Consider the following 12,686-nt stretch of genomic DNA (forward strand, 5'->3'; position numbering starts at 1 on the left):
ATCTTATTAAAAAATTATTTTTTAGTCAAATTTATTAAAGCTGTTTGGCTTTCTTCACTTTAATTCGGCCTCCTGGCTCTAAAATAGCTACATCGCGTCTTGATAACTCTCCCTTAAGTAAATAATTAGCCAGAGCGTTATCCACTATTTCCTGAATTTTTCTCTTCAAGGGTCTGGCTCCGTAAATTGGATCATAGCCTTCTTTAGCCAATTCTTTAATAGCTTCTTTCGAGGCTTGCAAGGTAATACCTTTGTCTGTTAGTCTTTTTTGTACATTTTTCAAAAAAAGTCCAACAATTTTTTCAATATGTTCCATTGATAATGGTTTAAATAAAATAACATTATCAAAACGGTTAATAAACTCCGGACGGAAAAAACGAAAAAGTACTTCCTCCATTAATTCTTTTTTAATCTCATCCATACTGGTTTTTTGAGCCAATCTTCTCTGAATATGTTCAGTGCCAGCATTAGAAGTAGCTATTAAAATAATATTGGTAAAATCAACTGTTCGGCCAAGACTATCCGTTAAACGGCCGTCATCCATCAGCTGTAAAAATAGATTTAAAACATCCGGATGAGATTTTTCTAACTCATCTAATAAAACTAAGGAAAAAGGGTTTTTTCTCACGGCTTCAGTCAAATAACCCCCCGAGCCAGAGCCAGTATATCCCGGAGACGCTCCTAAAATACGGCTAATAGAAGACTGATCTTGGTATTCAGACATATCCAGTCTAATCATATTTTCTTCTGAACCAAAATAAACCTCGGCTACAGTTTTAGCCAATTCAGTTTTACCGACACCAGTCGGGCCTAAAAATAATAAATTAGCAATCGGCCTCTGGATATCACGCAATTCAACCCGGGCTCTTCTTAAGGCTCCGGAAACTGAATTAACGGCTTCTTCTTGATTAATAATCCTCTCATGAATTCTTTTTTCTAAATTAAGCAACTTTTCACTTTCTTTTTCTGTAATTTTTGTCACCTGAACATTAGCTCTTTCGGAAACAATTTTGGCTACATCTTCTGATTTAACTGGATTTTTAGGACCTTTTGTTTTTCTGACATGCACCGCCACTTCTTGAATTAAATTAATAGCTTTCTCGGGTAAATATCTGTCATGGATATAACGCTGAGAAAGTTTAACTGCTTTTTCCAAGGCCTCATAGGAAAAGAAAACTTTATTTTTTACTTCAATCATTCCGGCTTTTGACTCTAAAATTTTGATAGCTTCATTAGTTTCCGGCTCTTCTATTTTTACGCTTTGGAAAATACTGGAAATACCGCCATGTCTTTCAATATAGCGCGAATAATCTATTGGATTAGTCGAAGCTAAGGCAGCAAAATATCCCTTTTGCAAAGCTTCGGTCAAAATTTCTGAAATATCCATAGTTTTACCGCCACCCGAAGAAACTCCGACCATATTTTGCAGATTATCAATAAATAAGACAATATTGCCCGAACGCACCACTTCACTGATAATAGCACTTAACCTCTCTTCCAGCTCTCCCATAGCTCCAGCTCCGGAAACAAGTGAAGAAACAGAAAGGCTGACTAATCTTTTATCCCGCAAAATTTCCGGCACTTCTTCAGAAGCCATCATCGAAGCAATATTATGAATAATACTGGTTTTACCAACTCCGGGAAAACCAACTAAAAGCGGATAATTTTTACCTGATTCAAGAATTCTGAAAATTTCTTTGACTTCTTTTTCACGTCCGACACTTAAAGGTAAAGCGCCCTGGCTGGCTAAAGTAGTTAAGTCCCGTGAAAACTGATCCAAGACTGGTGTGGCAATAGCCGTCATAGCCCGGTTCATACCTCTTTTTGGTTTACGCGAAGCCTTGGCTTTAAATAAAGTCCACTTATGTCTTAATTTCTCCTCAATATTTATCCATTCAACTACATTTCTTAACTTATCAAAACTAATTTCCAAATCATAAAGTATTTCTTGAGTTAGAGTACCGGTCCTGGCCAAAGCAATAATTAAATCAGGCACTCCAATAGTTGAGCGACGGCCTTGATAAGCCTCTTGATAAGCCAGGTAAACCATCTTGTTAAAATCCTGGGAAATAATAGTATCTGAACCTTTTATCTTTGGTAATTTACCTAGTGCATTTTTTATTCTTTTTATTAATTGATCCGGCATCATAGCTAAGCGAGCCATAATTATCTTTACTTCCGAGCTAGAAATAACTGCCGCTAAAACATGGATAGGCTCTAAAGTAGTGTGTCCCAGCCGATCAGCTAGTTCCCAGGCTTTTTCAATAGTTTCCATAGCTGAAGAATTTAAATAATTTGATACTTCTTGTCTTATTTTCTTATTATCTAATACTTCTTTAAAATTTATAAGATTTTCTGGAAGAGGCACCTTTTCTACAAAATCTCTTTCAATATGGGGCACTCTGGTTCTTTCCCTTTCCAAACGATAATAAATATACATATCAACCAGTAAAGAAATCCAAAAAATTAAAAGTGAAGTGTTACGTATTTCAAAAAGGTGAGTTAAACCGTAACCAGCACTGGCATGCTGATAGAGCTGCCAAAAACCTAAAAATAATCCTAAAATACCAAAAGCAATTAAAAGTCCATTAATACCAGCTCTAACCATTTTTTCTGTCTTCTCTTCTAAAATTCTCAAATGAGTTATTCTTTTTTGCCAGATAAGATAACGCCCCTTAAAATAAGCCGCCACGCCCAAAGAGTCACAAGCAGCACAAGGAACCGCTTTACCTTTTTTATCAATATAATAACTCTGTCCCTGACATTTAGGACATTTAATAAATTGCATTTCCTGATTTTTGTTTTTTTCTGAATTCATATTTAATTAATAAAAAAACCTTTACTACCAGTAATATTTAAATAAATCATATAAATAATGAAAATAGGTAAAACAATCCAAAGTAAAAAGAGAAACAACAAAATAACCAGCCAGATAACCATAAACACTAATTTAAAACCAAAAACAATTAATCGCATAAAAAGACTGATGATCCGACCGCTACGCGAATAATCCCCATACATTGGTTTAAGTAAATTTTTAAACAAAATACGTAAAGAAAGTCGATTACTCCAGCCAATTACTTCATTAATAAAAAAAACAGCCGCTTTTTTTACGCCCGTGGTATACCACCAAAATGGGAAATAAAGAATATCAAATAATATTTCCTTGAATATATATTTAGCTGTTTTCCAAAAAATATTCTGAGACATCATTCTATATTATATCATAAAATTTGACTTTTGTCTAATAAAAAAGCCACCCCATTAAATATTATTTACTGAGTGGCTTTGGGCAGATTTGGATTAAGCATTAAGCTTTTCAATTTAAAGGCCTCCTTTTATAAACAAATTATAATAAACCTTCCTGACAAAGATCAATACGGGCACATAAAACATTAATCTCTTTATCAGATACTTCTATAAACTTATCATCTCCCTTATTTAATAGCTTAATTTTAAAAAAGAAATTTTTACCTTTTTTATCAAAACTGATAATAAGACACTTTTGGACTTCAGTTTGATACTTTATATCTAAAGATCCATTTTTTAAGCTTACTGGAATTTTCTTTTTAATTAAAGTCTTAATTTCTTCTTCAGAGAATTGGTTTATAGTCTCTAAAGGAGTTTTCTTCCGGTGATAAGTTCTAAGAGACATGGCTAATCCTCCTCCTTAATTATCAAAGGTACTCTACTTAATCCACTTTTAATTAACCTTTTTATTAAACTTTTGTCAAGTCAAAAAATAAATAAAAAAAGAGGCATTTTAAAAAATACCTCTCAAATATCAATGGAACTGCCACAACAATCATCAGCCTCTTTTTTAGTATTAAATCTCATACCACAAACCGGACAGGCAAAAGCCCCACCAACTCGGCCCTTTTTTTTGGCCTTATTCAATAACTTTTCAAAGGTTGAATATTTTTTTCATCAGCCTTCTTTTTTGATATCTTTCCATCATTCATCTTTGTCCTCCTGCTTGGTAAAAAAGAGCTAGCTTAAATATTATTTCTTATCTTTTCCATTAATTTTAAATAAAATCTTAAATTATGTAAAGTAGCTAAGGTTTGGCCTAAAAACTCACCAGACATAAATAAATGACGAAGATAAGCCTTTGAATAATTTTTACAACCATAGCACTGACAAGAAGAGTCAACTGGTTTTAAATCATTTTTAAATTTAGATTGTTTTATTTTTAGCTCTTGATAAAAATTTTTACTAGCAGCATATTTTTCTTTTTTCCAAGTGTATAAAACCCCGTGCCGGGCGTTACGCGTGGGTAAAACACAGTCAAACATATCAATACCCTGCTCAACTGCTTTTGCTATTTGTTCTGGATAGCCCACACCCATTAGATAGCGGGGTTTATTTTTTGGTAAATGAGGTTCAATCCATTCTATTACTTTATACATAATTTTAGCTTTTTCGCCGACAGCTAAGCCGCCAAGAGCCAAACCATCAAAATCCATTTTAGACAATTCTTTAGCGTGTTCTTCTCTTAAATCTTTAAAAACTGACCCCTGAATAATACCAAATAATTGCTGGCCTGGTTTTTTATGTTTTTTAAAATACTTTAAACCCCTTTTAGCCCAGTCAGTAGTAATTTTCATAGAATCATGGGCGTACTTTTTTGGACAAGGATAAGGCGGGCATTCGTCCAGAGACATGATTATATCCACTCCCAAATCTATTTGAATCTGTATAGCTTTTTCGGGAGTCAACAAATGCTTTTGGCCACTGACATTATCTTTAAAAATTACTCCTTTGGGCGTAATTTTTCTGAATTTAGCTAGAGAAAAAACCTGGTAACCGCCCGAGTCAGTCAATATTGGTCCAGGCCAATTCATAAAATGATGCAAACCACCAGCTTTTTTTATAATCTTTGCTCCTGGCCTTAAATTTAAATGATAAGTATTACCAAGTACTATCTGAGCCTTAATATCTTTTAATTGCTTCGGCGTAAGGGTTTTTACGGCCCCCTTAGTAGCAATAGGCATAAAAAAAGGGGTTTTTATTGATCCGTGCTTAGTTTTTAAAATTCCCCGCCGGGATTTATTCTTTTTTGAATATTTTATTACTCTAAAATTTGACATATTTATAATAATAAATTAAGCTGTAATACTTAAATACTATCGTACTTTTTACAATTTAACAAACTGATTTGTGATTAAAAAAGAAAGGATTTTTGATGAATTTCTTAGAAATAAGATTAGTGCTTATAGAATTAAAAAAGATACTCAAAGAAATTAAACGAGCTCTTTTCAAAGAAGAGGGATTTCGTTTCAACACTCCGGCCAATTATGTCACTCTTCTAAGAGTAGTTATACTGCCTTTTATCCTCTGGTCCTTTACTAAAAGATGGGAAACAACCGCTATAACTCTTTTGAGTATAGCTATTCTAAGCGATTTTGCTGATGGTAAATTAGCCGCTAAGTATGGCCGCACAGAAGTAGGTAAAATATTTGACCCAGTAGCTGATAAACTACTTTTTGGCTTTATCGTTGCCTGGCTATGGCCTAGTTTTTTATCTAAAGGAGAAATTGGTATTCAGATTGTCCTAGAAGTTGTTCTTCTTTTTTCATCTTTTGTTAAGATTTTTGTAAAATCTAGCTATAAGAATGAAATTTCTTTAGGCTCGAACATTTTTGGCAAACTCAAATTTACTTTTCAGAGTGCTGAAATGACTTGCTTATTTTTAGTAAAATTTAACTGGCTGGAAAAGTACCCTCATCTAGTAAAGGCATGGATGGTTGATCCCGTAATTATTAGAAATATAGTTTGGATCGCCATTATATTGGCTTTAGCTAGTATTATTTTCCACGCCATAAAAGTTTACTGGGAATATACTCACAATTAAGCTTTTTTGCACAATTATACAACGGGAACTAATTTGTTCCCGTTTTTTTATTTAAATTTATAATATTTTTTATTCTCCACTGACCACTATACCTTTTCCCTGGGCCTTAATATCGTTTTTCAGCTCTGAAGTTAATGAATCACAACTAGCCGTTAAAGTGGCTTCAGTAAAATTATCAACCGCCTCACTTTCGGTTTTGTCGCATAAAACCTTAACCAAGCCTAGATCATCTTCACTCGGCGTAGTCGAGACTTCAAAAGAGGCGCTTAGACCTGAATTTACCTCCCCGGCTCCAATAGGCACCCGGTTTATTTGCCAGGTTATCTGACGAGAAATGGGGTCAAAGCTTAAACTTCCGGCCGAGGTAACTTTATTTTTGCCGTTCCAAAAAATATCTTCCGGCAGAGTTGAAGTTACTACCACCTGTCTAAGCTCATTACTAGTATTAGTTAAATACCATAATAAACGGTAAGTGGTGGTTTCATCCACCTCGGGCGGCAGAGGTCCGGACCCTAGTTTTTCATTTTCTTCAGAATAATACCGAGCCTCGCAGTCTAATTTCATCTGACTGTTTATTTTAACCATTACTGGCTCTTTTTCCACACTAATACTCTCACCGCCAAGCTCGCTCAAAGAAGAAGAAGTGGCTGAAAATATATTTTCAATCTGAAAATTTTTGTCATCTGAATTTTCTAAATCAATATCTTCTTTAATAGCCAATTTAAAAATTATTTCCCCTTCATTATCAGGCTTGATTGACTCTAAGCTCTCAATCTGATCTTTATTCCAGGTTATTCCTGCCTCTTTAACCTCACCCTCTTGATCATCGTCTAGTGAGTTCCAGTTAATTTGATCTGAATTTATAGTCAAAGATAAAGACATATCTTTGAGTTCAATATCAGAGTTATTTTGATAACTTAAATAATAAGTTAATGTTTCGCCCGGGCTGGCGGTTATATTTTCATTTTTTCCGTTTATTTTAAGGTCTAAATTCAACTCCGGCTTAATCAAAAGAATAAGAGCTGACTCTTCTACTTGAGAACTGACCGAGCCATCTTCATCTACTAAGCCTAGCTTTATTTTCATCTCCCGCATATCACCGGCTGTTCCCTGGTATTGACCTTTAACTTCTATTTCACCTTGATTAGAAGCTTCCAGTCTTTCAATCTGCCAAATATTATCATCTTCATAGGTTTTTGGGTCTGATGAAATAAATTCATAATCTTTGGGATAAATCGCTTCAATTCTGAATTTTTCTATAGGCTCTTTGGATTTATTTTTATATTTTATTTTAAAATTAGCTTCACGCCCTAAAATTACTCTTTTTGAGCCAGAAATTTCCAAATCAATAATTGAATCATCAATTTTACTCGAATAATTAGCCTTGGTTTCAAAGAGAGAATTAAAATTAGAGGGTTTATAGCTCATTTTAAAATTCAAAGTCTTAACACTACCCACTTCACCGACTAATTTCCCAGTAATTTTCAACTGGCCCTGTTTGCCCGAACCAAGATCCCCCATTTCCCAGTACTGATTATAAGTATTATCAACCTGTGGCACCGAGCTTTTAAAAGTGAACCCTTCCGGATAAGTAGCTGTTAATTTAACATTGCCTAAAAAAGCTTGACCCTGATTAGCGTAATTAATAGTATAAACTACTTCATCCCCTGAAGAAATATTCTCTGGACCGGAAATATCTAAAACCACATCACCTTCTTGGTACTGTTGATTTCTATAAAAAATAAAAAATCCGGCCACAGCTGCTGCAAAAAGCAATAGTAAAACAATAATTATTTTAATATAAAGTTTTATATTTTTAGTATTTTTAACCTTTTTAAGCTTGCTCAAATTCAGTGGTTTACCTTTATCATCCTGATACATCCTAGAAATAGCCGGTTTGTAATCTTTTGGCTTTTTTACTTGATTTTTCCTTTTTTCTTCAACCTTAACCACCTTTATTTTTTTGGTTTTGCTTTTACTTTTTTTCTTTTTTCTTTTAGTCATAGCTATTTAATTATAGCAAAAAATCGAATTATTTATAAGTTTTTAAACTTTTTATAAATTTAAAGCTGGAAAATTCTGTTTCAAAAATATAAGTAACATAGTGGTAAGTGATTTTAATTATTTCTATTATATCTTCTTTTTTTGTCTTTAATTTGGCTACCTTTTTAAGTCTGTGACTTAAAAATAATCTTAGAATTTTTATTATATTAGCTGAAACTAAATTTTTTTTATTTTTAGCGCATGCCAAACAAAGAAGACCCTTATCTTTATAACTAAAGCCAGTTTTTTCGGGTTTTAAACTTTGGCCACATTTACGGCAGGAATAAAGCTCTGGCTTATAACCAAGCAAGGCTACTATTTGCCAAATTGAAGCTAAAATTATTATTTTTTGTTTGTTTTTATTGACCGTTCCTTCTAAAAGTTTAAAAAGTTCTGTTAAAAGATAAAATATTCTTTCATCCTTTTCTTTTTCTTTAATTTGTTTATTCAATATTTCTATCAAAGGTCCCAGCCAGATATTTATTGCCGGATCAAAACTCGACTTTTTAAAATATTTAATAACATTAACACTGGTAATAGTATTAAAAAAACGCCCCGGAATATAATTTATCTCGGCTAAGGATATCGGTTCAAGTAGTCCGGCCAGCTTACTCTTTTTCTTACGCGTACCCCGTCCTAATAACTCAAGCTTACCCTGATCCTTGGTAAAAACCAAATAAAAACGGTCATTTTCCCGAAAATTTTTTTTATTAAATATGATGGCTTTTTGTAAAACCAAAAATTTTTATTTAATGCTAATTATTACTTCTTGATGGTCCAACTTAAAACTTTTAGTCTTTGATAAATTTTCCGCTTCCTCCTTAATAACTAATCTTAAATCTTTGCTAGCGGTTTCTTTTTTTATCTCTTCTTTATAATTTTCAAATATCTTTTTAATCTTTTCTTCTTCAGTATAATAACTCAACTCAACTTTATCCCCAATAGTTAATTTAGCTTTTTTGCGCAGGGAATTTATATGGCGGATAACCTCACGCACCAGGCCCTCTTCTTTTAGCTGATCCGTAATTGTTATATCTAAAGCCACTTTTATTTCCCCGGCTTCTTTTATTTTGAAATCAATATTTTCTTTAATCTCTTTTTTGTCTAGATGTACTTCATGTAGATTTAATTCCTTTTTAATAATTTCTTTATAATCTTCTGGCAAATCATTAATGTTAGATAAAATCTGAGCTAAAGGCTGTCTTACTTTAATTGCGTTCTCAGCTCTTAAGGCGTGTCCCAGCTCAACTAATTGCTGGACTTTTTCCATATTATATAAAACCTGATCATATTTTTCTGGTTCGGCTTTTGGCCAATCTTCCAAATGTACTGATTCTTTTTCTCCTTTTAATTTTTTATATAATTCTTCGGCTAAAAATGGAGTAAATGGAGCCATTAGTTTGGATAATTTAAATAAAACCAAATATAAGGTAGCCAAAGCCCTTTCTTTATCTTTTTTTTCGCCGGTCTTAAAACGGTCCCGGCTTCTTCTTAAATACCAGGTAGATAAATCATTTATAAAATCCGCTATCCGGCGAGCTGCTTTGGTCGGATCAAAACTTTCCAAATCTTGAGTCACTTTTTCTATTAAAAGATTTATTTTTGAATTTATCCATTGGTCCAAAACATGATCTGACTTAATTTTCTCCGGAATTTTGCTTTCAGCATACATCTGATAAAAACTGTGTACATTCATTAAAATCAAAAAAACTTTTTTTACTACTTCTTCCACTCCTTTCATATCAAAAAGCTTGGTCTCCCCAGGCTGGTTTAAGGTATAAAAATACCACCTGGCCGCGTCAGCCCCGTATTTTTCAAAAATATCATCCGGCTTCACAATATTACCCTTAGACTTGGACATTTTCTGGCCGTTTTTGTCTAAAACCAAACCCAGGCAAATAACATTTTTATAAGAAGTTCCTTTACCTAATAAAGTAGAAATGGCCAAAAGCGTGTAAAACCAACCCCGGGTCTGGTCCATGGCTTCGGAAATAAAATCAGCCGGATAGCTCAAGCCCTGGTCAATTTTTTCTTTGTTTTCAAAAGGATAATGCCACTGACTAAAAGGCATCGAGCCCGAGTCAAACCAGCAGTCTATAACATCCTGAACTCTTTTCATTTTCCCGCCGCACTCACAATCCAATTCAATTTCGTCAACATAAGGCCGGTGTAAATCGCCTTGATAACTATTTAACTCTTCTCTAGAGCCAAGACACTGATATTTTTTACATTTTTCACATTGCCAGATAGGCAAAGGCGTACCCCAGTATCTTTCACGGCTGATAGCCCAGTCTTTAACTTCATTAATCCATTCGCCAAAACGGCCTTCTTTAATATAATCAGGAATCCAATTTATTTGCTGGTTATTTTGCTTTAATTGATCCCGCAGGGCTGACATCTTAATAAACCAAGAGTTCTTGGCATAGTATAAAAGTGGTGAATCACAGCGCCAGCAAAAAGGATAATCATGCTTATATTTTTCGGTTTTAAAAAGTAAATTCTTATCTTTTAAATAATCTAAAATTTCTTTTTCCAGCTTTTCTTCTTTAACAAACCGGCCGGCCCAGGGTTTAACCAGTTTATTAAACTCTCCGTTTTCATCAACTGTATGCACTTTAGGCAAACCAATTTTTTCGCTTAAAATATAATCATCTTCACCATACATACCGGCTGTATGAACAATACCGGTGCCGTCTTCAGTGGTCACAAAATTAGCTAAAGCCAAAATATAAGCTTTTTTACCGGTTTCTTTTTCCAGGTTTAAAAAATCAAACAAGGGTTTATATTTTTTACCGGCTAAATCCTTGCCTTTATAATTTTCTACTATTTGATAGTTGCCCTCCAAAATATCCAGTCGAGCCTTAGCTAATATTAAAAATTCATCATTCATCTTCACTTTGACATATTCAACATCCTCACCTAAAGCCAAAGCTACATTACCCGGTAAGGTCCAGGGAGTAGTCGTCCAAGCTAAAACATAAGTATTTTTCTCTTCTTCTAATTCAAACTTGATATAAACCGATTCTTCCTCAATATTTTTATAACCCTGAGCTACTTCGTGGGAAGACAAAGCCGTGCCGCATCTGGGGCAGTGAGGCACCACTTTATGGCCCTGATATAATAATTTTTTGTCCCAGACCTGCTTTAATATCCACCAGACTGACTCTATATAATTATTATCATAAGTAACATAAGGATCCTCCAGATCAATCCAAAAGCCCAAGCGTCTGGTCATTTCTTCCCAGTCTTTTTTGTATTTCCAGACGTTTGACTGGCATTTTTTATTAAATTTCTCCAGGCCGTATTTCTCTATATCACCCTTGCCGGAAATTTCCAACTCTTTTTCCACTTCCAGCTCAACCGGCAGGCCATGGGTATCCCAGCCAGCCTTGCGCTCGACTAAATAGCCTTGCATGGTTTTAAAACGCGGAATAACGTCTTTAAAAGCGCGGGCCAGAACATGATGAACACCGGGACGGCCGTTAGCCGTGGGCGGGCCTTCAAAAAATACAAAACGCGTCCCCCTTTCATTTTTTTTCAGAGACTTTTTAAATATATTATTATCCTGCCAAAATTTGAGGACTTTTTTTTCTAATTCAGGAAAGTTTATCATAATAATAAAAAAATGCTGATCAATCACTTTATATTTTAAAATAAATTAGCCTCTTTGGCAAGTTTGTTAATAAATTAACAACACCAAGCCACAACGGTCACGTGGGGGTCTGGGGGTAAAACTTCGAGCGCCAAGAACTGCAATAATGATCAGCCATACACACGCGCGAGTTTTTACCCTCAGCCCTCTTTGGTTCTTTCTGGGGACAGAAAGAACAAATAAAATTAATAAACTTATAAAAAATATAAATTTTTTCTCTTTTTTGGCAAGTCTTAAATAAAAAGAAAAAACCCGCACCATTATAGATAATTGATGCGGGTCGTTATTAAAAAACTAAGTGCTTAAGTCCCAAGGACTTAGTTACTTGCGAGAACGGCGGCAGGACGGCCAGAGCTCCAGACGTCACGGTCGACCCAGTCGTAGAGCCAGCGCCAGGAACCATCAACATAGCGGCAGAGATAGAGAACAAGGCGGCGGCCGACCGGGCCGCCGAGAATAGTTCCCCAGAACGATAGCCAGGTGATACCTTTTGTCTCGTAGAGCCAGTTCAAGGTAGTGTGGCCCTCCTCCTGCCATAGAGCGAGGAAATCCTCGGCGTCGAGCTGCAGATCTTGTTCACCCGCGACTTTAATGCGCCTGAGGCGCTCTTCGCCGTTGATATATGATTCCCCTTCTTTGAGATAATCATTTCGGGTGATCTGACCGGCTTCCAGATTGTCGCTGGAACGCTTTGATACCTGTTCGTTGACTGACCAGCCTTTTCCGATGAAATTCTCGACGTCGAAAGGCAGACGCTTGAGGATGTGGGGTTCGGCGACAAGCAGGCACGCTTCGACCCGATTACGGACGTCGGCCACGAAATTTGCGGCGATTTCCGCACCTTCTTTCTCGATTACAGACTGGATAACTGCGTGGGGTAACTCACTCTTTCTCAACCTCGCGATGACGAGATCGGCGATCTTTGCTGCCTGACCAGCAGAAATGATTTCTTCGGACGGGGACATGGATTTTTCCACGGCGACATCCTCCTTTTTCAAGATTATTACCATCGGACCACTACTCTTTGCAGCAGCCATAGCCAGAAAACCTCAATTTTTAAGGCCTTTTGGCTATGGCTACTGATTAATAATATTAATGAGCAATAAACACTTGATAATAGCGCAAATTCATCTCTTT

Annotated in this window: 9 protein-coding genes; 1 reads left to right on the top strand and 8 read right to left on the bottom strand. The window is 35.2% G+C overall.

The window, feature by feature from the left end; all coding sequences use genetic code 11:
• Window positions 1-34: 34 nt before the first annotated feature.
• From U5L76_03140 to tgt, 4 genes are all read right to left on the bottom strand, one after another.
• Entirely contained in the window at window positions 35-2,818 is a 2,784-nt protein-coding gene (locus tag U5L76_03140) for an ATP-dependent Clp protease ATP-binding subunit (protein MDZ7798591.1), read from the bottom strand.
• Between the two features lie 2 nt (window positions 2,819-2,820).
• The gene (locus U5L76_03145) at window positions 2,821-3,213 is read right to left on the bottom strand and encodes a hypothetical protein (GenBank protein ID MDZ7798592.1); all 393 of its coding nucleotides are present in this window, start codon (window positions 3,211-3,213) and stop codon (window positions 2,821-2,823) included.
• A gap of 136 nt (window positions 3,214-3,349) precedes the next feature.
• Entirely contained in the window at window positions 3,350-3,655 is a 306-nt protein-coding gene (locus U5L76_03150) for a hypothetical protein (protein ID MDZ7798593.1), read from the bottom strand.
• A gap of 340 nt (window positions 3,656-3,995) precedes the next feature.
• Window positions 3,996-5,090 carry a tRNA guanosine(34) transglycosylase Tgt gene (gene tgt / locus U5L76_03155; protein ID MDZ7798594.1) on the bottom strand — a complete coding sequence of 365 codons (1,095 nt, stop codon included), beginning with the start codon at window positions 5,088-5,090 and terminating at the stop codon, window positions 3,996-3,998.
• A 95-nt stretch (window positions 5,091-5,185) separates the two neighbouring features.
• Here tgt and U5L76_03160 point away from each other — a divergent pair, with 95 nt between their 5' ends.
• Window positions 5,186-5,854, top strand: coding sequence for a CDP-alcohol phosphatidyltransferase family protein (locus U5L76_03160; protein ID MDZ7798595.1), 669 nt, complete (start codon window positions 5,186-5,188; stop codon window positions 5,852-5,854).
• A 69-nt stretch (window positions 5,855-5,923) separates the two neighbouring features.
• Here U5L76_03160 and U5L76_03165 read toward each other — a convergent pair whose 3' ends face one another.
• The 4 genes from U5L76_03165 to U5L76_03180 form a co-directional block, all read right to left on the bottom strand.
• Window positions 5,924-7,858 carry a hypothetical protein gene (locus U5L76_03165; GenBank protein ID MDZ7798596.1) on the bottom strand — a complete coding sequence of 645 codons (1,935 nt, stop codon included), beginning with the start codon at window positions 7,856-7,858 and terminating at the stop codon, window positions 5,924-5,926.
• Window positions 7,859-7,886: 28 nt separating this feature from the next.
• Entirely contained in the window at window positions 7,887-8,636 is a 750-nt protein-coding gene (recO, locus tag U5L76_03170; GenBank protein MDZ7798597.1) for a DNA repair protein RecO, read from the bottom strand.
• A 6-nt stretch (window positions 8,637-8,642) separates the two neighbouring features.
• Complete coding sequence (ileS, locus tag U5L76_03175; protein ID MDZ7798598.1) at window positions 8,643-11,510, bottom strand: isoleucine--tRNA ligase; 2,868 nt, start codon at window positions 11,508-11,510, stop codon at window positions 8,643-8,645.
• 356 nt (window positions 11,511-11,866) lie between these two features.
• Window positions 11,867-12,586, bottom strand: coding sequence for a hypothetical protein (locus U5L76_03180; protein ID MDZ7798599.1), 720 nt, complete (start codon window positions 12,584-12,586; stop codon window positions 11,867-11,869).
• Between the last annotated feature and the right edge of the window lie 100 nt (window positions 12,587-12,686).

The organism is Patescibacteria group bacterium (assembly GCA_034520665.1).
Lineage (GTDB): Bacteria > Patescibacteriota > Patescibacteriia > JAXHNJ01 > JAXHNJ01 > JAXHNJ01.